At 56.5% G+C, this 25,566-nt stretch carries 24 protein-coding genes and 1 pseudogene; 15 read left to right on the top strand and 10 right to left on the bottom strand.

Annotated elements, in window-relative coordinates; genetic code table 11:
• The first annotated feature begins 145 nt into the window (after window positions 1-145).
• A complete protein-coding gene (locus C7387_RS16370; RefSeq protein WP_038252510.1) occupies window positions 146-646 on the top strand; it encodes a GNAT family N-acetyltransferase in 501 nt (166 codons plus the stop codon).
• A gap of 20 nt (window positions 647-666) precedes the next feature.
• Here C7387_RS16370 and miaE read toward each other — a convergent pair whose 3' ends face one another.
• Together miaE and rraB are read right to left on the bottom strand one after the other, a co-directional pair.
• Entirely contained in the window at window positions 667-1,425 is a 759-nt protein-coding gene (gene miaE / locus C7387_RS16365) for a tRNA isopentenyl-2-thiomethyl-A-37 hydroxylase MiaE (protein ID WP_120817092.1), read from the bottom strand.
• A 48-nt stretch (window positions 1,426-1,473) separates the two neighbouring features.
• Window positions 1,474-1,899, bottom strand: coding sequence for a ribonuclease E inhibitor RraB (gene rraB, locus C7387_RS16360; protein ID WP_006816888.1), 426 nt, complete (start codon window positions 1,897-1,899; stop codon window positions 1,474-1,476).
• 163 nt (window positions 1,900-2,062) lie between these two features.
• Between rraB and argF (C7387_RS16355) the strand changes: the two genes are divergently transcribed.
• The gene (argF, locus tag C7387_RS16355) at window positions 2,063-3,067 is read left to right on the top strand and encodes an ornithine carbamoyltransferase (protein ID WP_120817091.1); all 1,005 of its coding nucleotides are present in this window, start codon (window positions 2,063-2,065) and stop codon (window positions 3,065-3,067) included.
• A gap of 39 nt (window positions 3,068-3,106) precedes the next feature.
• Here the strand turns inward: argF (C7387_RS16355) and C7387_RS16350 are convergent, their stop codons facing one another.
• Window positions 3,107-3,559, bottom strand: a complete 453-nt coding sequence (locus C7387_RS16350; protein ID WP_120817090.1) for a YhcH/YjgK/YiaL family protein — start codon at window positions 3,557-3,559, stop codon at window positions 3,107-3,109.
• A gap of 666 nt (window positions 3,560-4,225) precedes the next feature.
• Here C7387_RS16350 and arcA point away from each other — a divergent pair.
• The 5 genes from arcA to C7387_RS16325 all read left to right on the top strand — a co-directional run bounded on the left by arcA (window position 4,226) and on the right by C7387_RS16325 (window position 9,536).
• Window positions 4,226-5,446 (top strand): arginine deiminase, encoded by a 1,221-nt coding sequence (gene arcA, locus C7387_RS16345; RefSeq protein ID WP_038252519.1) that lies wholly within the window; start codon window positions 4,226-4,228, stop codon window positions 5,444-5,446.
• Window positions 5,447-5,456: 10 nt separating this feature from the next.
• Window positions 5,457-6,392 carry a carbamate kinase gene (locus C7387_RS16340; protein WP_038252521.1) on the top strand — a complete coding sequence of 312 codons (936 nt, stop codon included), beginning with the start codon at window positions 5,457-5,459 and terminating at the stop codon, window positions 6,390-6,392.
• Window positions 6,393-6,411: 19 nt separating this feature from the next.
• Entirely contained in the window at window positions 6,412-7,416 is a 1,005-nt protein-coding gene (gene argF / locus C7387_RS16335; protein WP_120817089.1) for an ornithine carbamoyltransferase, read from the top strand.
• Window positions 7,417-7,466: 50 nt separating this feature from the next.
• On the top strand, window positions 7,467-8,936 hold the full coding sequence (locus C7387_RS16330; RefSeq protein WP_006816880.1) for a basic amino acid/polyamine antiporter: 1,470 nt from the start codon (window positions 7,467-7,469) through the stop codon (window positions 8,934-8,936).
• 120 nt (window positions 8,937-9,056) lie between these two features.
• Window positions 9,057-9,536, top strand: a complete 480-nt coding sequence (locus C7387_RS16325) for an arginine repressor (RefSeq protein WP_006816878.1) — start codon at window positions 9,057-9,059, stop codon at window positions 9,534-9,536.
• 3 nt (window positions 9,537-9,539) lie between these two features.
• Here C7387_RS16325 and C7387_RS23415 read toward each other — a convergent pair whose 3' ends face one another.
• A complete protein-coding gene (locus tag C7387_RS23415) occupies window positions 9,540-9,656 on the bottom strand; it encodes a hypothetical protein (RefSeq protein ID WP_373896528.1) in 117 nt (38 codons plus the stop codon).
• On the opposite strand from C7387_RS23415, the pseudogene pyrL reads away from it, so the two are divergent.
• The 4 genes and pseudogenes from pyrL to ridA all read left to right on the top strand — a co-directional run bounded on the left by pyrL (window position 9,636) and on the right by ridA (window position 11,641).
• A pseudogene (gene pyrL, locus C7387_RS23410) lies at window positions 9,636-9,771 on the top strand (pyr operon leader peptide). The gene C7387_RS23415 and the pseudogene pyrL overlap by 21 nt on opposite strands.
• Window positions 9,772-9,773: 2 nt before the next feature.
• Window positions 9,774-10,709, top strand: a complete 936-nt coding sequence (gene pyrB / locus C7387_RS16315) for an aspartate carbamoyltransferase (protein ID WP_120817088.1) — start codon at window positions 9,774-9,776, stop codon at window positions 10,707-10,709.
• A gap of 11 nt (window positions 10,710-10,720) precedes the next feature.
• Window positions 10,721-11,182 (top strand): aspartate carbamoyltransferase regulatory subunit, encoded by a 462-nt coding sequence (gene pyrI, locus C7387_RS16310; RefSeq protein ID WP_038252526.1) that lies wholly within the window; start codon window positions 10,721-10,723, stop codon window positions 11,180-11,182.
• Window positions 11,183-11,254: 72 nt separating this feature from the next.
• Complete coding sequence (gene ridA, locus C7387_RS16305) at window positions 11,255-11,641, top strand: 2-iminobutanoate/2-iminopropanoate deaminase (protein WP_038252528.1); 387 nt, start codon at window positions 11,255-11,257, stop codon at window positions 11,639-11,641.
• Window positions 11,642-11,682: 41 nt separating this feature from the next.
• On the opposite strand, the gene C7387_RS16300 is transcribed toward ridA, so the two are convergent.
• From C7387_RS16300 to mgtL, 3 genes are all read right to left on the bottom strand, one after another.
• Window positions 11,683-14,076 (bottom strand): beta-N-acetylhexosaminidase, encoded by a 2,394-nt coding sequence (locus C7387_RS16300; RefSeq protein ID WP_120817087.1) that lies wholly within the window; start codon window positions 14,074-14,076, stop codon window positions 11,683-11,685.
• Window positions 14,077-14,210: 134 nt separating this feature from the next.
• On the bottom strand, window positions 14,211-16,919 hold the full coding sequence (gene mgtA / locus C7387_RS16295) for a magnesium-translocating P-type ATPase (RefSeq protein WP_006816873.1): 2,709 nt from the start codon (window positions 16,917-16,919) through the stop codon (window positions 14,211-14,213).
• Between the two features lie 144 nt (window positions 16,920-17,063).
• Window positions 17,064-17,117 carry a mgtA regulatory leader peptide MgtL gene (mgtL, locus tag C7387_RS23405; protein WP_366207306.1) on the bottom strand — a complete coding sequence of 18 codons (54 nt, stop codon included), beginning with the start codon at window positions 17,115-17,117 and terminating at the stop codon, window positions 17,064-17,066.
• Between the two features lie 196 nt (window positions 17,118-17,313).
• Between mgtL and treR the strand changes: the two genes are divergently transcribed.
• The 3 genes from treR to treC all read left to right on the top strand — a co-directional run bounded on the left by treR (window position 17,314) and on the right by treC (window position 21,500).
• Window positions 17,314-18,261: a trehalose operon repressor TreR gene (gene treR / locus C7387_RS16290; RefSeq protein ID WP_120817086.1), complete on the top strand. Its 948-nt coding sequence runs from the start codon at window positions 17,314-17,316 to the stop codon at window positions 18,259-18,261.
• A 125-nt stretch (window positions 18,262-18,386) separates the two neighbouring features.
• Entirely contained in the window at window positions 18,387-19,808 is a 1,422-nt protein-coding gene (gene treB / locus C7387_RS16285; protein ID WP_120817085.1) for a PTS trehalose transporter subunit IIBC, read from the top strand.
• Between the two features lie 51 nt (window positions 19,809-19,859).
• Window positions 19,860-21,500, top strand: coding sequence for an alpha,alpha-phosphotrehalase (gene treC / locus C7387_RS16280; protein ID WP_006816870.1), 1,641 nt, complete (start codon window positions 19,860-19,862; stop codon window positions 21,498-21,500).
• Window positions 21,501-21,506: 6 nt separating this feature from the next.
• Here the strand turns inward: treC and celB are convergent, their stop codons facing one another.
• The 3 genes from celB to C7387_RS16265 all read right to left on the bottom strand — a co-directional run bounded on the left by celB (window position 21,507) and on the right by C7387_RS16265 (window position 24,604).
• On the bottom strand, window positions 21,507-22,880 hold the full coding sequence (gene celB / locus C7387_RS16275; RefSeq protein WP_120817084.1) for a PTS cellobiose transporter subunit IIC: 1,374 nt from the start codon (window positions 22,878-22,880) through the stop codon (window positions 21,507-21,509).
• 26 nt (window positions 22,881-22,906) lie between these two features.
• Complete coding sequence (locus C7387_RS16270; RefSeq protein ID WP_120817083.1) at window positions 22,907-24,214, bottom strand: 6-phospho-beta-glucosidase; 1,308 nt, start codon at window positions 24,212-24,214, stop codon at window positions 22,907-22,909.
• An 81-nt stretch (window positions 24,215-24,295) separates the two neighbouring features.
• The gene (locus C7387_RS16265) at window positions 24,296-24,604 is read right to left on the bottom strand and encodes a PTS sugar transporter subunit IIB (protein WP_038252539.1); all 309 of its coding nucleotides are present in this window, start codon (window positions 24,602-24,604) and stop codon (window positions 24,296-24,298) included.
• 217 nt (window positions 24,605-24,821) lie between these two features.
• Here C7387_RS16265 and C7387_RS16260 point away from each other — a divergent pair, with 217 nt between their 5' ends.
• The gene (locus tag C7387_RS16260; RefSeq protein ID WP_120817082.1) at window positions 24,822-25,565 is read left to right on the top strand and encodes a MurR/RpiR family transcriptional regulator; all 744 of its coding nucleotides are present in this window, start codon (window positions 24,822-24,824) and stop codon (window positions 25,563-25,565) included.
• Window position 25,566 lies beyond the last annotated feature (1 nt).

Here is a 25,566-nt window from a genome sequence, read left to right as displayed (position 1 = left end):
AAAATTAAAGAATAAAACTTGAGCAACACGACATAAACAATAGGCTAATGATGAAAATTTTCTTCAGTTATTATCTCAGTCTTGCATGAATGAATATAGAGTGGTATCAAATATAACTATGATGAATTTTTGATTGAGTAACAAAATGAATTCCACGCTATTCCCCCCCACGCTGCGCCGGATAACCGCCACGGATAACCCGGCCATTGCCGGCGTTATCCGCCAGGTGTCAGCGGAGTACGGTCTTACGGCCGACAAAGGCTACACCGTGGCGGATCCTAATCTTGATGAGCTGTTCGAGCTGTACAGCCAGCCGGGTCATGCCTATTGGGTGGTGGAACAGGACGGGAAAGTCGTTGGCGGCGGCGGCGTTGCGCCGCTATCGTGCAGTGAGCCGGGTATCTGTGAACTGCAGAAGATGTACTTTCTCGCTTCCGTGCGCGGTCAGGGTCTGGCGAAGAAGCTGGCCCTGATGGCGCTCGACTTCGCGCGCGAGCAGGGATTCAAACAGTGCTACCTTGAGACCACCGCATTTCTGACCGAGGCAATTCGTCTGTACGAACACCTTGGCTTTGAGCATATCGCCGAGCCGCTGGGCTGTACCGGACACGTCGATTGCGAAGTGCGGATGTTGAAAGGGTTATAAGTCCTGCCAGATTTTCCGGGCTATACCGGAACCCCACTATGAAAGCGGAACTCCTCATCCGGCGTGTTGATGAGCGCCGCTTCCACTTCCCCGAAGAATTTTACCCTTGATGTAATATCCTCTTTCGCAACCTGCTGGGCCAGCGCCAGATAATCCTGATAATGGCGAGCCTCCGAGCGCAATAGCGACAAATAAAACTTCTGCAGGTCGGCGTCCAGATGCGGTGCCAGCGCGGCAAAACGTTCACAGGAGCGCGCCTCAATGTATGCCCCGCAGATGAGCTTATCGATAAGGGTAAGCGGCTCGTGGGTGCGTACCTCTTTCAGCATCCCCTTCGCATAGCGGCTGGCGGTGATTTTGACGTAAGGAATACCGCGCGCCACCATCATCTCGCGCACCTGCCAGAAGTGGTGCAGCTCCTCTTTGATAAGCAGCACCATGCTGTCGATAAGCGCCTGTCCCCAAGGGTCATCGGTCTTCGGCATAATGCTTTTGCCAATCTGCTTATGCAGCGCGGCGAAATCCGGCTCCGGCCCTTCGCGGAAGGTGAAGGCTTCATAGGGGTGCAGCCATGCCAGCAGCGCCTCCGCACCCTGCTTGTCAGCAATGTACTTACGCACCAACAGCATGGCGGTTTGCGCGGCCTTAAGCTCGCACACCATGTGATCGGTGAGCAACAGCGGAAGTCTTTCGGGTTTACGGGCTTCTTCCACCCACGCGGCGGGGGTCGGGCAGTGCAGGAACTGTAATACGGGAGCGAGTATTTGCGGGTAATCCATACCTGAATCCTGCTGTGCGGCGAGGAGCCCCGCCGCACAGATTATTACTTAGTGGCGAATGCCGTTGTCGTCTTCGTCGACGTAATCTTCGTCGTCGCCGTCTTCGCCTTCTTCACCGTTCGGGTCTTCGTAGTAGGTACCCCAACCGTCGTATTCCACGCCATGTTTTTCTGCCAGGTTCATCAGCTGTTCTACCTGCGCATCGATAAGTTCCGCTTTCAGCGCGCACTCGCTCAGGATATCGCAGCAGATAACCACATCACCCTCTTCCACTTCCAGCTCTTCCGGCTCGGTGACTTCGTAGCCCATCTTGAAGGCTTCTACCGCCACTTTCTCCAGCGTTTCAAAGTCGTCGGCGGAAAGGTGGTGCTCGATGGTGTACAGCGCATCCGGATCGCTGCCGTCTTCCAGTAGTTCTTCAATGATCAGACGCGTTTCGTCGCGTTGCTCTTCCAGGTGTTCCGGGTTTGCCATGGCTCGTTCCTCATAATGTGCGGCAGATACTCTTATTGTCACATACCACTGACGTTGCCTCCACCTTTGTGCAAAAGATTTGTGAACCGGGGTTGCAAGTGAATATTAATACATATAAAGTGAATTTTAATTCAACAAGTGGCTTGAGCCATGAGAGGCAAACATGACAACGTTACACCATAAGCACTTCTTAAAATTACTCGACTTTACCCCTGCCGAAATCACCCATCTGCTGCAGCTTTCTTCCAGTCTGAAAGCTGATAAAAAACAAGGTACTGAGAAGCAAAAACTGATCGGTAAAAACATCGCGCTCATCTTCGAAAAAGACTCGACCCGTACCCGATGCTCTTTCGAAGTTGCCGCTTACGATCAGGGTGCCCGCGTGACATATCTCGGCCCTAACGGCAGCCAGATTGGGCATAAAGAATCAATTAAAGACACCGCCCGCGTGCTGGGCCGGATGTACGACGGTATTCAGTATCGCGGTCACGGCCAGGAAATCGTGGAAACCCTGGCGGAATTTTCCGGCGTGCCGGTGTGGAATGGCCTGACCAACGAGTTTCACCCGACCCAGCTGCTGGCAGATCTGTTAACCATGCAGGAACACCTGCCGGGTAAATCGTTCAACGAGATGACGCTGGTCTACGCCGGGGATGCCCGTAACAACATGGGCAACTCGATGCTTGAGGCCGCCGCGCTGACCGGGCTGGATCTGCGTCTGGTCGCTCCGAAAGCCTGCTGGCCAGAGGCGAGCCTCGTGACCGAATGCACGGCGCTGGCGCAGAAAAACGGCGGTAACGTGACGCTGACGGAAAATATTGCCGAAGGGGTGAAAGGTGCCGACTTCATCTATACCGACGTCTGGGTGTCGATGGGCGAACCAAAAGAGAAGTGGGCAGAACGAATTGCGCTGCTGCGCGACTACCAGGTCAACAGCAAGATGATGCAGCTCAGCGGAAATCCGCAGGTGAAGTTCCTCCACTGCCTGCCGGCTTTCCATGACGACCAAACCCTCGTCGGCAAGAAAATGGCGGAAGAGTTTGGCCTGCACGGCGGCATGGAGGTCAGCAACGAGGTGTTTGAATCCGCGGCGAGCATTGTGTTCGACCAGGCCGAAAACCGGATGCACACCATCAAAGCGGTGATGGTTGCCACCCTCGGCGAGTAAATCCCAGCCCCCTCTCCCGCACGGGAGAGGGGTTAACGCTTATTCCACCCGAATTTTCACGACGGCCTTACGCACCTTCGCCGGTTTCCCGACCGCGCACAGCGGCTTGTGCACTTCTCCCGGATAAAACACCACAAAATCCCCTTCATTAAGGATGACGGTTTTCTCCTGCGCCCCCTCCGGTAAAAATGCGATGTCCTTGTCAGCCAGCCAGTCGATCGCGGGCTGACCCGCCGGTAGCGTACTGAAGGTCATGCCTTCCTGCCCCTGCAGTACGATCTGGATATCGAGATAACGCGCGTGATACTCCGCCCGACGGTCGGCGAAGGGCTCGGTCATGTCTTCCGACACCAGGTAAAACTGCCGGCTGCCGTCGATATCGTGCTTGCCGGGCGGAGTCGCCGCGGTGACGTTCGCCTTGATAAATTCAATCGCCTGACGCAGCTCCGTCGGGAGCCAGGACTGCAGATGGTGGATGTTGCCAACAATCATGATTTACACCTCAATCAAAACATCGTTTCATTTTTTGTTGTTATACTCCCGCCGATCGCCGTCTGCTACCGCTTTATGATGGAGATTTGCGCCAACGCATGTTTATTGCCGGGATTGTTAATTAATGGTTAATCCACATCCGAATATTATTCATGAATTATGCATAACCGTTTTTCTTCCCTTCCACCGGCCTCTCTTAACCTGCTGATCGCTGGTGTGTTATTTAAAAACCTCACCCGGCCTCACAGTTTATTCATCCTGATTTATTTCATCTTCATGCAATAATTATTTTCAGATTTAACTAAAGAGAAAAATAAAGGAACAAGAAAAATGAATAACCATGCCTGTAACTAAATAAAACCATATAAAATCAACAAATTAACAATCATAAATAGATATTAAATATCTACATCACATTAACAGCGAGAAATAATCACCCTTCCTGATGCTTAGCCATTCACTTAATACACCAAAGTTTATATATAATATATGACCCCTATCATGTAATAAGCACTTGCTTTTAATTACCCTGCCAGCTGTGATTTAAGTCACAATCTTAAATATCAAAAAACTCAACTATAACCGCGAAGTCATTCACTCAAAACGACTACGAATTCATTTTCGCAGCCACCCTTTTTATTCTAAAAAATGGTTAAAGGAATAATTATGGAAAAGCATTATGTCGGTTCTGAAATTGGTCAATTACGCAGTGTTATGCTCCATCGCCCTAATTTAAGTCTTAAAAGGCTGACCCCGTCTAATTGCCAGGATCTCCTTTTTGATGATGTACTTTCGGTTGAGCGCGCGGGGGAAGAGCACGATATTTTCGCCAACACGCTACGCCAGCAGGGCATTGAAGTACTGCTGCTGACCGACCTGCTAACGCAAACGCTGGAGGTCACCGAAGCCCGCGACTGGCTGCTGTCTACCCAGGTTTCCGACTATCGTCTGGGACCAACGTTTGCCGCCGATGTACGCGCCTGGCTTGCCGACCTGCCGCGCCGCGAACTGGCGCGCCATTTAAGCGGCGGCGTCACCTACGGTGAAATTCCGGCATCAATTAAGAATATGGTGGTGGATACCCACGACGTTAATGACTTTATTATGAAGCCATTACCTAACCATTTATTTACCCGCGACACCTCGTGCTGGATTTATAACGGCGTCTCCATCAACCCAATGGCTAAAGCGGCCCGTCAGCGCGAAACCAATAACCTGCGCGCGATATATCGCTGGCATCCTCAGTTTGCCGATGGCGATTTTATTAAATACTTCGGCGACGAAAATATTAATTACGACCACGCCACCCTCGAGGGCGGTGATGTACTGGTCATTGGCCGCGGCGCCGTATTAATCGGGATGTCGGAACGTACTACACCGCAGGGGGTGGAATTCCTTGCCAACGCCCTGTTCAAACATCGTCAGGCAGAAAAAGTCATTGCCGTCGAATTGCCGAAACATCGCTCCTGCATGCACCTCGACACCGTCATGACCCATATCGACGTCGACACCTTCTCGGTCTATCCGGAAGTGGTTCGCAAAGACGCCCAGTGCTGGACGCTGACTCCGGATGGCCGTGGTGGGCTCAAACGCACCCAGGAAACGGACCTGCTGCACGCCATCGAAAAAGCGCTCGGTATTACCCAGGTACGGCTTATCACCACCGGTGGCGACGCCTTTGAAGCCGAGCGCGAACAGTGGAACGACGCCAACAACGTCCTGACGCTGCGCCCGGGCGTGGTGGTTGGCTACGAGCGTAACACCTGGACCAACGAGAAATACGACAAAGCCGGGATCACCGTGCTGCCCATTCCGGGCGATGAACTCGGACGTGGCCGCGGCGGTGCGCGCTGCATGAGCTGCCCGCTGGAACGTGACGGGATCTGAGGAGATGACTATGACGAAACCCACTCTGGTCGTCGCCCTCGGCGGCAACGCCTTGCTCAAACGCGGCGAGCCGCTGGAAGCCGATATCCAGCGCCGCAACATTGAACTGGCGGCGAAAACCATCGCCGGGCTCACCCAGCAGTGGCGGGTGGTGCTGGTTCACGGTAACGGCCCGCAGGTTGGCCTGCTGGCGCTGCAAAACAGCGCGTACAGCAAGGTCGCCCCCTACCCGCTGGATATCCTGGGCGCAGAGAGCCAGGGGATGATTGGCTACATGCTGCAGCAGGCGCTGAAAAACCAGCTGCCGCAGCGTGAAGTCAGCGTCCTGCTGACGCAGGTGGAAGTCGACCCTGCCGATCCGGCCTTCCGTAACCCCACCAAGTACATCGGCCCGGTGTACGACCAGGCGCAGGCCCGCGAGCTGGAAGCGGAAAAAGGCTGGGTATTTAAAGCCGATGGTCCGTACTTCCGTCGGGTGGTGCCTTCTCCGCAGCCGCAGCAGATCGTGGAGCGTGATGCCATCAGCGCACTGATCGCCCGCGATCACCTGGTTATCTGCAACGGCGGCGGCGGCGTGCCGGTGGTTGAACAGGCCGACGGCTATCACGGCATTGAGGCGGTGATCGACAAAGATCTCTCCGCCGCGTTACTTGCCCGACAAATCCGCGCCGATGCGCTGCTGATCCTCACCGACGCAGACGCCGTGTATCTCGACTGGGGCAAACCGACTCAGCGCCCGCTGGCGCAGGTCACCCCGGAACAACTGAACGAACTGACTTTTGACGCCGGATCGATGGGGCCGAAAGTCGCCGCCTGTAGCCACTTCGTTGAGCGTTGCCACGGCATCGCCGGAATTGGCGCACTTGCCGACGGGCCAGAAATCCTCGCCGGAGAAAAAGGCACTCTCATTCGCCCCGAAAACAGCCCGGCTCATCCGGCTTACTGATGTAAATAAGGATTTAGCGATGACTATCAATCTGAAAAACCGCAACTTTCTGAAACTGCTGGACTATACCCCGGCAGAGATCCAGTACCTGATCGATCTCGCCATCACCCTGAAAGCCGACAAAAAAGCCGGGCGCGAGAAACAGACGCTGGTCGGGAAAAACATTGCCCTGATCTTTGAAAAAACCTCCACCCGCACCCGCTGTGCGTTTGAAGTCGGTGCCTTCGACCAGGGCGCGCAGGTGACCTATCTCGGGCCAAGCGGTTCGCAGATTGGCCATAAAGAGTCGATGAAGGATACCGCCCGAGTGCTCGGACGCATGTACGACGGCATTGAATATCGCGGTTACGGCCAGCCTATCGTCGAAGAGCTTGGCGAGTTTGCCGGTGTGCCGGTGTGGAACGGGCTGACCGATGAATTCCACCCGACGCAGATCCTCGCTGACCTGATGACCATGCTTGAGCACGCGCCGGGCAAAACCCTGCCGCAGCTGCGTTTTGCCTATCTCGGCGATGCCCGTAACAACATGGGTAACTCGCTGATGGTCGGTGCCGCAAAAATGGGCATGGACATTCGCCTGGTCGCACCGCGCGCCTTCTGGCCGGATGAAAAGCTGGTGAAACAGTGTCTCGCCATCGGGGAAGAAACCGGTGCCCGCATCCTGCTGACCGAAAGCGTCGAAGAGGGCGTGCACGGGGTCGACTTCCTCTATACCGACGTCTGGGTGTCGATGGGCGAGCCAAAAGAGGCGTGGGCTGAGCGCGTCAACGTGATGACGCCGTATCAGATTAACGCCAGCGTCATCAAGGCGACCGGCAACCCGAACGTCAAATTCATGCACTGCCTGCCCGCCTTCCATAACGAGCACACCAAAGTGGGACGCGAAATTGAAGCCGCCTATGGCCTGAAAGGGCTGGAAGTGACCGACGAGGTGTTTGAGTCGGCGAATTCCATCGTCTTCGACGAAGCGGAAAACCGCATGCACACCATCAAAGCGGTCATGGTCGCCACCCTTGGCGAGTGACCCCTGAATGCGGATGCCGCCCGGTGCGGCATCCTGACAGGAGAATAACAATGTCTGATTTAGCAAAGGATGACGGCGCCGTCGCGGCTGGCAGCGGGGAGAAAAAGCTGGGGCTGAGCGCGCTGGTTGCGCTGGTCATCGGCTCCATGATCGGCGGCGGGGTGTTCAGCCTGCCGCAGAACTTCGCTCTCGTGGCTTCTCCCGGCGCATTGATTGTTGGCTGGGTCATCACCGGCATCGGCATGCTGTGCCTGGCTTTTATTTATCAAAACCTCAGCGCGCGCTGCCCGCATCTTGAAGGCGGGATCTACAGCTACGCCCGTGCCGGCTTCGGCGATTTCATCGGCTTCCAGGCGGCCTGGGGCTACTGGTTTTCCGCCTGGCTTGGTAACGTTTCCTATGCCGTCTTGCTGTTCAGCGCGGTGAGCTTTTTCTTCCCGGTATTTGGTGATGGCAACAACTTAGCCTCGATAATCGGTGCTTCTATCGTGCTATGGCTGGTACATACGCTGGTGCTGCGCGGGGTGCGCGAAGCGGCGTGGATCAACACCATCCTGACCGTTATCAAAGTGTTAGTGTTGATTATCTTCATCATTGCGGTGTTTATTGCCTTCCGTCTTGGTGTGCTGACCGCCGATTTCTGGGGTCGCATGATGCAGGTCGACGGCACCCATCCGGATCTGTTCAACCAGGTGAAAAGCACCATGCTGGTCACCACCTGGGTATTTATCGGAATTGAAGGAGCGACGGTGGTCTCGGCCCGCGCCGCAAACCGTCGCGATATCGGCAAGGCCACGGTGGTCGGTCTGCTTGGAGCACTGGCTATCTACGTGCTGGTGAGCGTGCTGTCGATGGGGATCCTCGATCAGGCAACGCTTGCCGGGTTAAAAAACCCGTCCATGGCGGGCGTGCTGGAAAGCGTGGTTGGTCCATGGGGCGCCAAATTTGTCGCCGGCGGCGTGGTGCTGTCCGTTGCCGGGGCTCTGCTGGCGTGGACGCTGTTTGCCTCTGAGCTGCCCAAAGTCGCGGCGCAGGACGGCGTGTTCCCGGAAATTTTTGCCCATGAAAACCACCGCCAGTCGCCGTCGGTATCGCTGTGGATTACCAACGGTCTGGTGCAGTTGTTCCTGCTGCTGGCGCTGTTTTACCAGGCGGGGTATCAGGTGCTGTTCTCCATCGCCACGGCGGCCATTTTGCCTCCTTACCTGTTCAGCGCCGCCTACGGCCTGAAGCTGGTGTGGACGCGTGAACACTACAAGCCAGGAGAGAAACTGGCCCGCGATTGGGTGATCAGTATTATCGCCACGGTGTACGGTTTCTGGCTCTGCTTTGCGGCAGGGAACTCAATGCTGCTCAGTTCACTACTGTTTATTCCGGGAGCGATTGTGTACGTCTGGAAGAAAAAACACAGTCAGCAGCGCTGCTTCAACGGGATGGAAGCCTGCGTGCTCATCGCGCTAATTCTTGTGGCGGTTTACACCCTGGTGCAGATCTTTGCCGGCGCCATCTCTATTACTTGAAAATGGTTTACGCCCCGTTTGGGGCGTTTTTTCTGGGTAAACAAAGGATTAGCCATAAAATCGGAAAGCAAGTCATTGATGATTGCATCACGTATGTTTTATCAACCAGGACATCCGATAATGAAATTTGAACAGCCCACCAGCGACAAAGAGCAGCTGCAGCTTTCCGTCTGTCAGCGACTGATTGCCGAGAAGAGCTATCTGTCGCAGGAAGAACTTCGCAGCGATCTGCAGCGCCATGGCTTTAGCAGCATCAGCCAGTCTACCGTGTCGCGGTTGCTAAAATTGCTCGGCGTCATAAAAATCAGAAATGCCAAGGGACAAAAGATTTATTCCGTGAATCCACAGTTGCGCCCGGCACCCAACGCCGCGCGATCGATTGCTGAAATGGTGGTCAGCGTTGAGCACAATAGCGAATTTATCCTTATCCATACCGCCGCGGGATACGGCCGCGCGGTGGCGCGGATCCTTGATTATCACGCGTTACCGGAAATCCTGGGGGTCGTTGCGGGTAGCAGTATTGTCTGGGTCGCTCCGCGCAGCGTGAAGCGCACCGCCCTGGTACAGAAGCAGATTAATTACTTACTCATGATGAATTAATATTCACATATAAGCGTTTGCCGTGGTTAAATCGTGCATTAATCGCTTGATCCGAAAAATGAGCTGCGTATAATGCCGGGCAATTTGCCGGGAGGAAGCATGGTCCAGTGTGTACGACATTTCGTCTTACCGCGTCTGAAAAAGGACGCTGGCCTGCCGTTTTTCTTTCCGTTGCTCACCTATTCGAAGCCCCTTATTTAAGGGGCTTTTTTTTTGCCCAGCGATCAGGAGATAACCATGGCCAACCCGCTATATCAAAAACATATCATTTCCATAAACGATCTCGGTCGCGAAGACCTCGAACTGGTGCTGGCGACCGCAGCGAAACTGAAAGCACATCCGCAACCGGAACTGCTGAAACATAAAGTGATCGCCAGCTGTTTCTTTGAGGCTTCGACCCGTACCCGTTTATCGTTCGAAACGTCAATGCACCGCCTCGGGGCGAGCGTGGTCGGTTTCTCTGACAGCAGCAATACGTCGCTTGGCAAAAAAGGCGAGACCCTGGCCGACACCATTTCGGTTATCAGCACCTACGTTGACGCCATCGTGATGCGCCACCCGCAGGAAGGCGCGGCGCGTCTGGCGATCGAGTTCTCCGGCAACGTGCCAATCCTCAACGCCGGTGACGGTGCCAACCAGCACCCAACGCAAACCCTGCTGGATCTCTTCACCATTCAGGAAACCCAGGGCCGCCTCGAGAACCTCAACGTGGCGATGGTCGGTGACCTGAAGTATGGCCGCACCGTACACTCGCTGACCCAGGCGCTGGCGAAATTCAACGGCAACCGCTTCTACTTTATCGCGCCGGATGCGCTGGCCATGCCGCAGTACATTCTCGACATGCTGGATGAGAAAGGTATCTCCTGGAGCCTGCACAACGCCATCGATGAAGTGATGGCAGAAGTGGACATTCTGTATATGACCCGCGTGCAGAAAGAGCGTCTGGATCCGTCGGAATACGCCAACGTGAAGGCGCAGTTTATTCTGCGCGCCAGCGACCTCGAAGGCGCCCGTAACAACATGAAGGTGCTGCACCCGCTGCCGCGCATCGATGAAATCACCACCGACGTCGACAAAACGCCGCATGCCTGGTACTTCCAGCAGGCCGGTAACGGCATCTTCGCACGCCAGGCACTGCTGGCGCTGGTACTGAATCGCGATTTGGAACTGTAAGGGGAATGAACATGACACACGATAACAAACTGCAGGTAGAAGCCATCAAATGTGGCACCGTAATCGACCATATCCCTGCACAGATTGGTTTTACGCTGCTGACGCTGTTCAAACTGACCAAAACCGATCAGCGCATTACTATCGGCCTCAACCTGCCGTCCGGTGAAATGGGTCGTAAAGACCTGATTAAAATTGAAAACACCTTCCTGACCGACGAGCAGGTAAACCAGCTGGCGCTGTACGCACCGGATGCCACCGTTAACCGCATCGACGATTATGAAGTCGTCGGAAAATCACGTCCGAGCCTGCCGGGGCGCATCGACAGCGTGCTGGTTTGCCCGAACAGCAACTGCATCAGCCATGCCGAACCGGTCTCTTCCAGCTTCACAGTGAAAAAGCGCGCAAACGACATCGGTCTCAAATGCAAATACTGCGAAAAAGAGTTTTCTCATAATGTGGTGCTGGCTAACTAATTGCGGTTGGTATCGTGTCCCGCTCTCCCTATAATGGGCGGGACCCTTTTACCGCTGTATTCAGGAGATATCATGAGTAAAATTATCGCGACGGAAAGTGCACCTGCAGCCATCGGCCCATACGTACAGGGCGTTGATCTGGGTAGCATGGTAATCACTTCTGGCCAGATCCCGGTAGACCCGAAAACCGGCGCCGTGGCAGAAGATGTCGCAGCGCAGGCGCGTCAGTCCCTGGAAAACGTTCAGGCGATCATTGAAGCTGCGGGCCTGAAAGTAGGTGACATTGTTAAAACGACCGTTTTCGTGAAAGATTTGAACGATTTCGCCACCGTTAACGCCACTTACGAAGCTTTCTTCACTGAGCACAAAGCCGTATTCCCGGCGCGTTCCTGCGTCGAAGTGGCTCGCCTGCCGAAAGACGTGAAGATTGAAATCGAAGCGATCGCGGTACGTCGCTAATCGCTCCCCCCTCACCTTCCACAGGCGAGGGGGAATTGCTATCACTCGTTGCGCGTCGCGCGCAGCAGTTTCTCCAGCGGATACACCGCCGCAATCACCACTTCGTCCTGCGTTTTTGCTGCTTCATCAAGCTGTGCCTGAATCGCCGCGATCTCTTTGTCATCAAGCGTTCCCTGACGCACCACCAGATCCGTTAAGCGCAGCCCGATAGCCGCCAGCTTGTCTACGTTCTGGATAACCGGTTTCATCGCCTTCAACTGATATTGTCCGTCACTGAGCGCCAGGGCGTCAGCGGTATTGTTCTGCCAGCGGGTGAAGAGATGGCGCAGCGCATCAGCGCTTTCATTGTCCTCAGCGTCGCTAATCAGGCGTTCAACCCAGCGGTCCATCTGGCGCACGCTGGTGCTCTCAGCCGGTATCGCATCGGCAAAGCGGTTCAGCGGTTCGAACTGATGATAGTTTCCGGCCTGGAACTTCAGATGCTGGCGGGTGTAGTAGTGGGCAGGCTCCACCGCCTGAGCGAGGATCTGCAGCGGGAGCGTGTTGCTGCTGTTAGCCAGACGGGTGAACTGCGCAATCTGCTGGGCGTGCTGCTCAAGCCCGACCGATACCGTCGACCAGCTGTCCATCGCCTGCAGGCGCTGGTACATGTTGTCGATATCCTTCACATCTTCGGCGGACCACAGGCGTTCTGCCACCGCGAAGGCTCGCGGCCACAGGCGAATGTCGAGCACCGGCGCCACCACGTTTTCCGCCCACAGCGCCGCCTCGCCGCCGAGCAGGTTCTTCTGCTGTTCCGCATCCGGCACTACCGGCTGAATGCCCTTCGGCACTTCCTCAAGGCGTTTGCCTGCGATCGGGTAGCGGGTGTTGCCTATCAGGAAATAGCCGCTGAGCGTGTCGTCATTCACCGTGACAACCGGGCGCGTTTCCCCCATCCAGGTATCCACGGTAAAGGTCAGCTGGTCGTCAGAAATCCACTCGATATCGTGGACTTCACGGCGAGATTTGCCGTTAAAATCAATAAACCCACGCCAGCCATCGCTATTTTTCACCAGCGTAAAGCTGCCCTCAACCGCACTGCCCTTCAGCCGTGGCATGGAGAATGCCCAGCTCTGAGCACTGTCGGCATCGGTGAGGGTATCGACCCCGTTCAGCCCTTGTGGATAGATCTCGTTGCGGTAGTGATAGGCGGTGTACTGCGGCTGATCGAGATAGAAGCCGGTGGAGAGAATGCCCTTATAGCCGTGCTTCGCCACTTCTCCCAGCGCGTCCTGTCCCTGCCATGACTGGATCAGGATGCTTTTCGGCAGATCTGGGTGATAAATCTCATCCCAGCCCACCATCTGACGCTTGTACTTCTCAAGAATGGTTTCCAGTTTACGGTTGAAATAGGCCTGCAGAGCGTGACTGTCGGCGAGCTTGTTCTGCTGCATAAATTTCTGAATAGCCGGATTGGCTTTCCACTGGCTGTCGTCCACCTCATCACCGCCGATATGCAGGTAAGGATCGGGGAAGATAGCCGTCAGTTCGCCGATCATCGCGTCGGCGAAGGTATAGGTTGCCTCTTTGGTGGGATCCAGCACCGGCTTCAGCACGCCCCAGTGGCGCTCCATCTCATAGGGTCCTGGCGCACTCATCAGCTCCGGGTAGGCCACTGCAATAGCGGAAGCGTGGCCCGGCATGTCGATTTCCGGTACCACCCGGATACCCCGCGCGGCGGCATAGCGCACAATCTCTTTCATCTGTGCCGGAGTGTAATAGAGTCCGTCGCTGGCCTTTTGCTGCAGCTTAGGATAGCGCGTGGAGGCAAAGCGCCAGCCCTGGTCGTCGGTCAGGTGCCAGTGCAGTACGTTCAGCTTTGCGGCCGCCATCCCGTCGATTTGTCGCTTGATGTCGTCCAGCGGCACAAAATGACGGGCGGAATCGAGCAGCAGCCCGCGCCACGGGAAGCGCGGCGCATCGTTAATTGCCACAAACGGCACGCTGGTTTTCTCCGGGCCGTTCTGAATGAGCTGCAGCAGGGTCTCCATGCCATGCAGCGCGCCAAATCGGGTATTGGCATTAAGCGTGATCCCGTTAGCATCCACGTTCAGCTTGTAGCTTTCGTCGCTGTCCGGTCGTGGGATGGGGGAAACTTTGCGGGCGACATTGATGGTGATGGTTGGGGTTTTGGCGGGCGAGCTTTGCGCCGCCAGCGTCCAGCCGGTCTGGCGGGAAATCCGCTCGCGCAGGCGCGTTACCGCTTCATCCATATCGTCGCCGTTAACGTTAATCGTCAGGCGATAATCCAGCGCCAGCGCGCCGTCGGTAGCCGGTTTGCTGACCTGCGCCGGCCACGGCATCAGCGGCAAATCCCCGGCAGGCGCGGCGAAAGCGCCAAAAGCTATCATCATCCCTGCGGCCAGCAGGCTGTAAGGCATTGTTTTTCTCATGGGTTTTCCTTCACGACGGGCCAAATAAGCAAAACATTGAGTTAACATGCAGGCAAAAAGCCGTCAAGGACGAGAGCAGGAAGTTGCGAGGAAGCCCCCTCCGGAAAGAAGGGGGCGGCAGAGCAAAGCAGCGGTTACTGCCAGCCGTAGCGACGGCTGTAGAAGCCTTTCACCAGTTGGGTCAGGGTCATGTAACCCGCAAGGATGGCCACCAGCCACGGGAAGTAAGAGAGCGGCAGCGCCTGCAGCTGCAGATAGGACGCCAGCGGTGAGAACGGCAGCGCCAGACCCACGATCATCACCACCACCGTCATCATAATCAGCGGCCAGGCGGCGCGGCTTTGGATGAACGGAATGCGACGTGTACGGATCATATGCACAATCAGCGTCTGCGACAGCAGCCCTACGACGAACCAGCCTGACTGGAACAGGGTCTGGTGTTCTGGCGTATTGGCGTGGAACACAAACCACATCAGGCAGAAAGTCAGGATGTCGAAGATGGAGCTTATCGGGCCGAAGAACAGCATGAAGCGCCCAAGATCGGCCGGATTCCAGCGCTGTGGCTTCTTGATTTGCTCATCGTCAACGTTATCAAACGGAATAGCGACCTGGGATACATCGTACAGCAGGTTCTGAATCAACAGGTGTAACGGCAGCATTGGCAGGAACGGCAGGAAGGCGCTCGCGACCAGCACGCTGAACACGTTACCGAAGTTAGAGCTGGCGGTCATTTTGATGTACTTCAGCATGTTAGCAAAGGTACGACGCCCTTCGATAACGCCCTCTTCCAGCACCATCAGGCTCTTTTCCAGCAGGATGATATCCGCCGCTTCACGGGCGATATCTACCGCGCCGTCCACGGAAATACCGATATCCGCCGCACGCAGCGCCGGGGCATCGTTGATGCCATCGCCCATAAAGCCTACGACGTGCCCTTCACGCTTGAGAAGCGTCACGATACGTTCTTTGTGCATCGGCGTCAGGCGGGCAAACAGCGTGGTGCGACGTGCCAGCAGCGCCAGCTCGTCATCACCCATATTTTCAATATCACTGCCCACCACCACATGACCCGGGTCGAGGCCCACGTCGTTACACACCTTCGCCGCCACCAGCTCGCTGTCGCCGGTCAGGATTTTCACGGTGATGCCGCTGGCTTTCAGCGCCTTCAGCGCAGGTTCGGTCGTCTCTTTCGGCGGATCGAGGAAGGCGATGTAACCTTCAAGGATCAAGTCTGATTCATCCGCACGCTGGTAATCGCCTTCGCGGGCAGCGAGGTATTTGGTCGCCACGGCGACCACCCGCAGTCCCTGACGGTTCTGGGTTTCGGTCACGCGCGCGATGCGGCGCAGCATGGTGTCATCCAGCGGCACGATATCGCCGTTGTAGCGCACCTGAGTACAGACGTTCAGCACCTCCTGCAGCGCCCCTTTACAGATGAGCTGGTGAACGTCGCCCTGCTCGGCCACCACCACCGACATGCGGCGGCGTTCAAAGTCGAACGGGATCTCATCAATTTTCTGCCAGCGCTTCGCCAGCTGGCGGGCCGCAGAGATATCCACCCCTTCGAGTACGGCGGTATCAAGCAGGTTTTTCAGGCCAGTCTGGTAATGGCTATTCAGCCAGGCCGTGTGCAGCACCAGCTCGCTGGCTTTACCGGAGATATCGGTGTGATTCTCCAGCACAATTTTATCCTGCGTCAGGGTGCCGGTTTTGTCGGTGCACAGAATGTCCATCGCGCCAAAGTTCTGAATGGCGTCGAGGTGTTTGACGATAACTTTTTGTTTCGAGAGCTTCACCGCCCCGCGCGCCAGCGTCGAGGTCACAATCATCGGCAGCATTTCCGGCGTCAGACCTACCGCCACGGAAAGCGCAAACAGCGCCGCCTCCCACCAGTCGCCCTTGGTGTAGCCGTTAATCAGCAGCACGATTGGGGTCATGACCAGCATAAAGCGGATCAGCAGCATGCTGACGCGGCTGATCCCTTTCTGGAAAGCGTTCGCTTCGATTTCCTGCTCACCCACGCGACCAGCCAGTTGGCCAAACCAGGTTTTGCCCCCCGTGGAGTACACCATTGCCTGCGCGGAGCCGCTGACGACGTTGGTGCCCATAAAGCACAGGGTGTCGCATTCGAGCGGGTTGCTTTGCTCCGGATCGCGGGTTCTGGCAACCTTCTCCACCGGCAGCGATTCGCCGGTCAGCGATGCCTGAGCCACGAACAGGTCGCGGGCCTGCAGCACACGCAAGTCTGCCGGGATCATGTCACCTGCGGAGAGCTTCACAATGTCGCCAGGCACCAGCTGATCGATAGGCACTTCAACCCAGCGGCTTTCACCCAGCTCGTTGCTGACGCGCAGCGCGGTCGCGGTGTTGCTCACCATAGCCTTCAGGGCATCTGCGGCTTTGGTGGAGCGCGCTTCCTGAACAAAGTTCAGCAGGGTGGAAATGACCACCATCAGGGCGATAACCCCGGCGGCAAACAGGTCTTCGGTGGAATACGAAATGATAGCCAGCACCGTCAACAGCAGGTTGAACGGGTTACGGTAGCAGACCCACAGATGCACCCACCATGGCGCGGGTTTCTGGGCCGGAATGCTGTTCTCACCGTGCTTTTCGCGATGTTGTTCAACTTCCTGTGCGTTCAGCCCTTCTGGGTGGCTGTCGAATGCGCGCCAGACTTCGTTTTCATCCATCGCCGCGACGTTCAGACAGTGCTTGCTGAGTGAGTCGGGAATGGCGACGCCGGTCAGATTTTTAGCGTCTGGCATTGGGTCGCGCTGGATCAGGCGACGAGGCAAATGGCGGCTAAGCTGATCAAGGAGCTGCCGGGTAAAATTCTTCAACATAGTACATCCCTACGCGCCCGCGACACGCGAGCACGGCATAATCAACGGGCACGGCAAGGCCGTGCCTGTCAGACACATCGCTTTACTACAGGGACATCAAAGATGCCACTGCCTTACACATCCGGCAAAGCAGTGAAGACTAGCTTACCGGACTAGATTGTTGCTCCATCGGGGATGGGGCGTGGGATCAGGATCCATACGGCCTCCGGTAAGTGAAAAGAAATTCGAACCTTTGTTCATTCGCACAGTATAGCAATGTAAAGGCTACAGTTCTGGGCGATTATGGCGTTATGATACGCGCTTGCAACTAAACCGCCCCTCAACAAATTATTTCACGTGGCGAATACATTGCAACTGACCTTGCTCACTATTTTAGCTAACCAGGGAAAAGAGGATGCAAAACCGGCTGACCATCAAAGACATCGCTCGCTTAAGCGGAGTCGGTAAATCGACCGTCTCGCGCGTACTGAATAACGAAAGCGGAGTCAGCGAACGCACGCGCGAGCGTGTTGAAGCGGTGATGCAGCAGCACGAGTTTTCCCCCTCCCGTTCGGCGCGCGCTATGCGAGGTCAGAGCGACAAAGTGGTGGCGATTATCGTCACCCGTCTGGATTCGCTGTCGGAAAACCTCGCGGTGCAGACCATGCTTCCGGCATTTTACGAGCGCGGATACGACCCTATCATGATTGAAAGCCAGTTCTCTCCGGCGCTTGTCGAAGAGCACCTTGGGATGCTGAGCCGCCGCAACATCGACGGCGTAGTGCTGTTTGGTTTCACCGGTATCAACGAGGCGGCGCTGGCCCCCTGGCAGTCTTCACTGGTGCTGCTGGCGCGTGATGCCAAAGGTTTTGCCTCCGTCTGCTATGACGATGAAGGCGCCATTAATATACTGATGCAGCGTCTGTACGACGACGGCCATCGCTCTATCAGCTTCCTCGGCGTACCGCACAGCGATGTCACCACCGGCAAACGCCGTCATGAGGCTTACCTCGCATTCTGTAAAGCTCATAAACTGCACCCGGTCGCCGCCCTGCCAGGGCTTGCGATGAAGCAGGGCTACGATAGCGTGGCGAGCGTGATGAACACCGATACCACGGCGCTGGTCTGCGCGACCGATACCCTGGCGCTCGGTGCCAGCAAATATCTGCAGGAGCAGCGTATCGACACGCTGCAACTGGCGAGCGTGGGTAACACGCCGCTGATGAAGTTTCTGCACCCGGAAATCATCACCGTCGATCCCGGCTACGGCGAGGCGGGAAGCCGCGCCGCACAGCAGTTGATCGAGCAGATCTCCGGCCACATCTCACCGCAGCAAATCATCATTCCCGCCCACCTCAGCTGAGCATCCTTTCGGCAAATATGTGATCTTCGCTGCGTTTCGGGAACGTTCCCATTTACCCAGGAAAGCGAAACGGACACTATACGCTCAGGTCATTACGCAACATCTTTCATCTGCCATGAGGCTTCATGATGAGCAAAGTGAAACAACAGGATATCGACTCCCTGATTACGCTGGTTGGCGGCCGAGAGAACATCGCGACGGTCAGCCACTGCATTACCCGCCTGCGTTTCGTGCTGAACGCTCCGGAAAAAGCCGACCCAAAGGCCATTGAAAACCTGTCGATGGTGAAAGGCTGTTTTACCAACGCCGGGCAGTTCCAGGTGGTGATCGGCACCAACGTGGATGATTACTACAAAGCGCTGCTGGCAACCACCGGGCAGTCGGCGGCGAATAAAGAGCAGGCTAAACAGGCGGCTCGTCAGAACATGAAGTGGCACGAGCAGCTGATCTCACACTTTGCTGAGATCTTCTTCCCGCTGCTGCCGGCGTTAATTAGCGGCGGTTTGATCCTCGGTTTCCGCAGCGTCATTGGCGATGTGCCGATGAGCAACGGCCAGACGCTGGCACAGATGTACCCGTGGCTGAAAACCCTCTACGACTTCTTGTGGCTACCTGGCGAAGCCATCTTCTTCTACCTGCCGGTTGGGATCTGCTGGTCGGCGGTGAAGAAAGTAGGCGGCACGCCGATCCTAGGGATCGTGCTTGGCGTCACCCTGGTTTCTCCACAGTTAATGAATGCCTATTTGCTGGGCCAGCAGGTGCCAGAAGTGTGGAACTTCGGTCTGTTCAGCATTGCGAAAGTGGGCTATCAGGCGCAGGTGATCCCGGCACTGCTGGCGGGCCTGGCGCTGGGCTATATCGAAACCTGGATGAAGCGCGTGGTGCCTGACTACCTGTATCTGGTGGTTGTGCCAGTGTGCTCACTGATCCTCGCGGTTTTCCTCGCTCACGCGCTGATTGGCCCGTTCGGCCGCATGATTGGCGACGGTGTGGCCTTCGCCGTGCGTCATCTGCTGACCGGCAGCTTTGCCCCAATTGGCGCGGCGCTGTTTGGCTTCCTGTATGCCCCGCTGGTGATCACCGGCGTGCATCAGACCACCCTTGCTATCGATATGCAGATGATTCAGAGCATGGGCGGAACGCCGGTGTGGCCTTTGATTGCGCTCTCTAACATCGCCCAGGCGTCGGCGGTGGTCGGGATTATTATCTCCAGCCGCAAACATAACGAGCGCGAAATCTCGGTTCCGGCGGCCATTTCCGCCTACCTCGGCGTCACCGAGCCGGCGATGTACGGTATCAACCTCAAGTACCGCTTCCCGATGCTCTGCGCGATGGTCGGCTCCGGCCTCGCGGGCCTGCTCTGTGGCCTGAACGGCGTGATGGCCAACGGCATTGGCGTGGGTGGTCTGCCGGGCATTCTCTCTATTCAGCCTAAGTTCTGGCAGGTGTACGCCATCGCGATGGTTATCGCGGTAGTGGTACCGATTGTGCTGACGTCGATGGTCTATCAGCGCAAATTCCGCCAGGGCACGCTGCAAATCGTTTAACTCTTTGTTTGGGGCGCCGTTGCGCCCCCTTTGTATTACCAGGAATGCATAATGAATACCCTTCCCCACTGGTGGCAAAACGGTGTTATCTACCAGATTTACCCTAAGAGCTTTCAGGACACTACCGGCAGCGGCACCGGCGATTTACGTGGCGTCACGGCGCGTCTTGATTACCTGCAAACGCTTGGCGTAGACGCCATCTGGCTGACGCCGTTTTATGTTTCGCCGCAGGTAGATAACGGCTATGACGTGGCGGATTACACCGCCATTGACCCGGCCTACGGCACGCTGGACGATTTCGATGAGCTGGTCGCGCAGGCGAAAGTGCGGAATATCCGCATCGTACTCGATATGGTGTTCAATCATACCTCCACCCAGCACCCGTGGTTTCGCGAAGCCCTGGATCCACAGAGTCCGTACCGCGAGTTTTATATCTGGCGCGATGAGCCCAACAACTGGCGTTCAAAATTTGGCGGTAACGCCTGGGAATGGCATGCCGAAAGCGGCCAGTACTACCTGCATCTGTTTGCCCCCGAGCAGGCGGACCTCAACTGGGAGAACCCGGAGGTACGTGCCGAACTTAAAAAAGTGTGCGAGTTCTGGGCCGATCGTGGGGTCGATGGTTTACGACTTGATGTCGTGAACCTCATCTCTAAAGACCTCGATTTCCCGAACGACGATGAAGGTGATGGCCGCCGCTTTTACACCGACGGCCCGCGCGTTCACGAATTCCTGCAGGAGATGAGCCGCGACGTGTTTACGCCAGGCTACCTGATGACCGTCGGTGAAATGTCCTCAACCACCCTTGAGCACTGCCAGCGCTACGCGGCTCTCGATGGTGGCGAACTGTCGATGACCTTTAACTTCCATCATCTGAAGGTGGATTATCCGGGCGGTGAAAAATGGACCCAGGCACGGCCCGACTTTGTGGCGCTCAAAGCCCTGTTCAGCCACTGGCAGCAGGGTATGCACAACGTTGCCTGGAACGCACTGTTCTGGTGTAACCACGATCAGCCGCGCATCGTCTCACGCTTTGGTGATGAAGGCGCGCTACGCGTACCGGCCGCCAAAATGCTGGCGATGGTGCTGCACGGGATGCAGGGCACGCCCTACATCTATCAGGGGGAAGAGCTGGGGATGACCAACCCGCATTTTCGCCAGATAACCGACTATCGCGACCTTGAAAGCCACAACATGTTTGCCACCCTGAGCGCCGAGGGGCGTGATGCCGACGAACTGCTGGCGATCCTCGCCAGTAAATCCCGCGATAACGGACGCACGCCGATGCAGTGGAGCGCCGATGCCAACGGCGGTTTCACCACCGGCGAGCCGTGGATTGGCTTGTGTGATAACTATCGTGAGATAAACGCACAACGCGCGCTGCGCGACCCGGAGTCTGTCTTCCATACGTATCAGCGTCTTATCGCGCTGCGCAAGCAGGAGCCGGTGCTGACCTTCGGCAGCTACCAGGATATGCTCCCGGAGCACCCGGCGCTGTGGTGCTATCGCCGCGAATGGCAGGGACAAACGCTGCTGGTGGTCGCTAACCTCAGCAATAGCGTGCAGCCGTGGACACCGCCTTCTGTATCAGGCGAATGGCAGGTGCTCATCAGCAACTACGCCGAAGTGGCAGACAAACCGGGCGCCATGACCCTGCGCCCGTTTGAAGCCGTATGGTGGCTACAGAAGTAGCCGTGCTCAGGCATTCTCTCCCGGCGGGGTAATACCTGCCGGGGCAGCGGCTGCCACTTTCTCTTTGTTGAGCGAGGCCTGCTCCTCTTTGAGCTTCAGGCGATCCCAGACGCGAAAGAACGGATAGTAGACCACCAGAGAAATCCCGAGGTTTACCACCTGCAGCACCGTGCCAGAAATATGCCCACCGGTTGCCAGATACCCGCTAATGAATATCGGGGTGGTAAACGGCAGCGCAATCCCCGCCGGCGGCGCGACCAGCCCGGTCGCCATCGCGGTATACGAGACAATCACCAGCAGCACCGGCGTCAGAATAAACGGCAGGAAAAAGTACGGGTTCATCACCAGCGGGATCCCAAATACCATCGGTTCGCTGATGTTAAACAGCGCGCCCGGCGCGGCGATTTTTCCGAGCTGTTTCATTTGCTGACTACGGCTACGCACCAGCATGAAGATGACCAACCCCAGCAGTGCGCCGGTGCCGCCGGGCGCGATCCACAGATCGTAAAACTGCTGAGTAATGATATGCGGAATAGGTTGTCCGTTCTGGAACGCCGTCAGGTTCTCCGACATATTCGACAACCATACCGGCTGGATGAATACCAGCACAATGGCATCGCCGTGCAGGCCAAGCGTCCATAAAATCCCGATCAGAATGACCGAGATAATCATCCCCGGCAGCGTGCCGCCAACATGATGCATCGGAATGCCGATAATAGTGGCAATCATGCTGTTAATGTCACCGAACGGTGACGCTTCTACCAGCAACCGCAGCGCCAGCACCACGGCCAGCACGCAGAAGCCCGGCACCAGCGCGAGGAAGGATTTGGCCACCGCCGGTGGCACCCCTTCCGGCATGCGGATAACCAGGTTACGTCCGGCGACAAAGCGGTAGATTTCCGTCGACAGCAGGGCAATCACTATGGCGACAAACAGCCCCTGGCTGCCCACCAGATTGACCGGGATAACACCTTTAACCACCTGCGCTGCGGCACCGTTAACCGGCGCAAACAGCGTATGTTGCGGAATGGTCATGACGAACGCCACCAGAGACATCGCCCCGGCGCTGAGCGGATCCAGCGTGCGGTACTTCTCCGCCAGACGGTAGGCGATACCGAAGCTTGAGATAAGCGCCATGATGTCGTACGTCGCTTTCACCGGGTAAAGCATCTTCTCGCGCCAGACGTCGCCGAAGAGGTGGGTCATCATCTCCGGATATCCGGGGATCGGCAAATAGGCAAAAATCAGGAAAAACGAACCGATAAGCATAAACGGCATGTTGAGGATGATGCCGTCTCGCACCGACAGCACATGTTTTTGCCCGGCAATTTTCAGCGCCGCCGGCATGACGTAACGTTCAATCCACGAAGAATTCGACATGGTGTGATCCCCAGAAGCGATTGCGATCAGTTAAATTGCGTCAACCATTGACGGTTAAGGGTCAGCACTTCATCCAAAAGCGCCTGGGCGTCGGTGACGTTGCCGACGAGCGGGTTGGTGACCAGCGCCAGCAGCGCGCTTTTACGGCAGCCGTGTACGGCCGCTTCTATGGTCAGTTGTTCAAAGGCTTTGACCTGCTGGGTAAGCCCGTTCATGGCGGGCGGCAACGGGCCAAACGCCAATGGACGCGCCCCCTGGGCATCAATAATGCTGTTGGTTTCCACCACAGCATCGTCGTCCAGGCCGTGGATCGCCCCGTTGTTGCGCGTGTTCACCACCATCTCTTTGCCAAGGTTGTTGTGGATGGCGTTGATAAGCTCAACCGCCACTTCTGAGTAGTACGCACCGCCACGGAAGCTGAGCTGTTCCGGCTTCTCTTCCAGCGATGGACTGGCGTATAGCGCAAAGAGCTCCTGTTCAACCTTCATCACCTGTTCGGCGCGAGTCCCCTTGGTTTTTGCCGCTTCAATCTCTTCGGCAAGCATGGCGGGAGTCAGCCAGAAATAGCGGTGGTACGGGCAAGGAATAGCGTTGAGGGCGCGGAGAAACGCCGGAGGCCACGGCAGCTCTTTAATATTGTTCATCGACAGCGCCGTACCGTCGCACAGCATGTCAATCACCTTCGCGGTGACGTCTTCACGACCCTGCATCACGTTGTGCACCCACACCATATGGTTCAGCCCGGCAAAACGTAGCCGCACCTCGTCATCTTTAGCCTTGAGCATGCCGCTTATCATGTGCTGCATGTTGATAGGGACGTTACACAGGCCGATGATTTTCGCTTTGCTGTAACGGCTTACCGCCTCGGTAACAATGCCCGCCGGATTGGTGAAGTTGAGGATGAAAGCCTCGGGCGCCAGCGCCTCAACCTTGCGTGCCACCTCAAGGATGACCGGAATGGTACGCAGCGCCTTGGCAAACCCGCCAACGCCGGTGGTCTCCTGCCCCAGCAGATGGTATTTCAGACCGAGACGCTCATCCGCGGCTCTTGCCGCCAGCTGTCCAACCCGCAGCTGCGTCAGTACAAAGCTCGACCCACGAATGGCCTCATCAAGCGTGAAGTGAACGCTGACTGCGACCTGCTCCAGCCCGTTGTGCTTCAGCATTCTGCGGGTCAGCGCGGCAATAATCTCGACTTTTTCACGGCCCGATTCCACATCCACCAGCGCCAGCTCCGACACCGCAAGCTGCGGGTAACGATTGATAATCCCTTCGACCAGCTCCGGCGTGTAGCTGCTACCGCCGCCGATCACGGCGATTTTTAATGCTTTCATGGTGACCTCTTTTAAAGCGTGCAGAAGACCTGCGCGCGAGAGAAATCTCGCACGTTATGGATTACGTAAATTAAGAGAAAATCAGCGTCGAATCAGGGCCAGGGCTTTGTCGAGCACCGCCGCACCGCGCATCATCCCGTAGTCGGTCATTTCAATAACCGCGACGGCTTTGCCCTGCGGCTCTGCGATGGCGGCCAGGCGTGGCGCTTCATATTTCACCTGTGGGCCCAGCAGAATAACGTCCGCCTGCGGCAGCTCGCGTTCAAACTCGGCAACCGGCACCGCGTAGATCTCCAGCGCTAACGCCCGCGTCTGGGCTTCCGCCTTCATTTTATTCACCAGCATGCTGGTAGACATCCCTGCGGCACAGCACAACACGATACGATGCATAACTCCCCCTGACGACATTGTTAAGATTATGTAATCGAGAAAACTATATGAAATTTATTTTCATTGATGTGATCGAGGCTTAATTTTTGCGCAATTTCAGCCCAACACCATCCGCTTAACGCGCTGAAATGTAGGCAGACCGCGTCGCCAGTGGTATAAAAAGACATCAGCCATTGAAAATTAATTTCAAAGCGGCGGTCGTTGATAAGGAACTGAGATGGATATCGTAGGCGTGTTACAGAAAGGGGCGGCGCACTTTAGTGTTCAGGAGTCACGCGTCGCGGCGTTTATTCTCGAAAATCTGAGCTTCACTGCCAGCGCCTCTATCGATGAACTGGCGGCTCGCGCAGGCGTCAGCCCGGCCACTATCACCCGCTTTGCCCGCTCCGTCGGCTGTGAAGACATCCGCGATCTGCGTAAACAGCTGGCACAGGCCAGCGAACGTCGGACCACCTGGCTCAATACCGATACTGCTGCGCTGCCGGATCAATGGCGAGAAACGTATAACCAGGTGGGCGATGCGCTGGCGACCCAGCTGCAGCAGATCCAGGAAAACAGCATTGAGAAGCTCAAAGCCCACCTGCTCAACGCCCGGGCGGTGCACTGTTTTGCTCTCGGTCCCCAGGACGTGGCCCTTGCCTCACTGCTGCAACACCAGCTGCTTTCACCCGGGATCGTGATGAATTTATGCCAGGACACAACGTTAATGCGGATGACGGCCAGCACCTTCAGCGATGAGCATCTGCTGTTGGTGCTGGCAACCGGCCACGCCGATAGCGTTCTGCAAAGCGCCACGCTGCAGGCTCGTATGCAGGGAGCGACCATCTTTGCCCTGACGCCGTCACAGCATCCGCTGAGCAATATGGCCGCCGGGGTGTTACCGCTGCCCGCTAACCCGCAGCTGGCACGCTACGCCCTGCTCATGCTGGTCGATCTGCTCAACGATACGCTGATAGCCTGAT

The sequence above is a fragment of the Yokenella regensburgei genome (genome assembly GCF_003634235.1).
GTDB lineage: Bacteria > Pseudomonadota > Gammaproteobacteria > Enterobacterales > Enterobacteriaceae > Yokenella > Yokenella regensburgei.
Note: the sequence above shows the minus strand (reverse complement) of the source record. Positions and strands in the feature narration are given on the sequence as shown.

Coding starts and splice junctions, on each gene's coding strand:
- C7387_RS16370 (WP_038252510.1), top strand. CDS start 146: ATGAATTCCACGCTATTCCCCCCCACGCTGCGCCGGATAACCGCCACG.
- miaE (WP_120817092.1), bottom strand. CDS start 1,425: ATGGATTACCCGCAAATACTCGCTCCCGTATTACAGTTCCTGCACTGC.
- rraB (WP_006816888.1), bottom strand. CDS start 1,899: ATGGCAAACCCGGAACACCTGGAAGAGCAACGCGACGAAACGCGTCTG.
- argF (WP_120817091.1), top strand. CDS start 2,063: ATGACAACGTTACACCATAAGCACTTCTTAAAATTACTCGACTTTACC.
- C7387_RS16350 (WP_120817090.1), bottom strand. CDS start 3,559: ATGATTGTTGGCAACATCCACCATCTGCAGTCCTGGCTCCCGACGGAG.
- arcA (WP_038252519.1), top strand. CDS start 4,226: ATGGAAAAGCATTATGTCGGTTCTGAAATTGGTCAATTACGCAGTGTT.
- C7387_RS16340 (WP_038252521.1), top strand. CDS start 5,457: ATGACGAAACCCACTCTGGTCGTCGCCCTCGGCGGCAACGCCTTGCTC.
- argF (WP_120817089.1), top strand. CDS start 6,412: ATGACTATCAATCTGAAAAACCGCAACTTTCTGAAACTGCTGGACTAT.
- C7387_RS16330 (WP_006816880.1), top strand. CDS start 7,467: ATGTCTGATTTAGCAAAGGATGACGGCGCCGTCGCGGCTGGCAGCGGG.
- C7387_RS16325 (WP_006816878.1), top strand. CDS start 9,057: ATGAAATTTGAACAGCCCACCAGCGACAAAGAGCAGCTGCAGCTTTCC.
- C7387_RS23415 (WP_373896528.1), bottom strand. CDS start 9,656: ATGTCGTACACACTGGACCATGCTTCCTCCCGGCAAATTGCCCGGCAT.
- pyrB (WP_120817088.1), top strand. CDS start 9,774: ATGGCCAACCCGCTATATCAAAAACATATCATTTCCATAAACGATCTC.
- pyrI (WP_038252526.1), top strand. CDS start 10,721: ATGACACACGATAACAAACTGCAGGTAGAAGCCATCAAATGTGGCACC.
- ridA (WP_038252528.1), top strand. CDS start 11,255: ATGAGTAAAATTATCGCGACGGAAAGTGCACCTGCAGCCATCGGCCCA.
- C7387_RS16300 (WP_120817087.1), bottom strand. CDS start 14,076: ATGAGAAAAACAATGCCTTACAGCCTGCTGGCCGCAGGGATGATGATA.
- mgtA (WP_006816873.1), bottom strand. CDS start 16,919: ATGTTGAAGAATTTTACCCGGCAGCTCCTTGATCAGCTTAGCCGCCAT.
- treR (WP_120817086.1), top strand. CDS start 17,314: ATGCAAAACCGGCTGACCATCAAAGACATCGCTCGCTTAAGCGGAGTC.
- treB (WP_120817085.1), top strand. CDS start 18,387: ATGATGAGCAAAGTGAAACAACAGGATATCGACTCCCTGATTACGCTG.
- treC (WP_006816870.1), top strand. CDS start 19,860: ATGAATACCCTTCCCCACTGGTGGCAAAACGGTGTTATCTACCAGATT.
- celB (WP_120817084.1), bottom strand. CDS start 22,880: ATGTCGAATTCTTCGTGGATTGAACGTTACGTCATGCCGGCGGCGCTG.
- C7387_RS16270 (WP_120817083.1), bottom strand. CDS start 24,214: ATGAAAGCATTAAAAATCGCCGTGATCGGCGGCGGTAGCAGCTACACG.
- C7387_RS16265 (WP_038252539.1), bottom strand. CDS start 24,604: ATGCATCGTATCGTGTTGTGCTGTGCCGCAGGGATGTCTACCAGCATG.
- C7387_RS16260 (WP_120817082.1), top strand. CDS start 24,822: ATGGATATCGTAGGCGTGTTACAGAAAGGGGCGGCGCACTTTAGTGTT.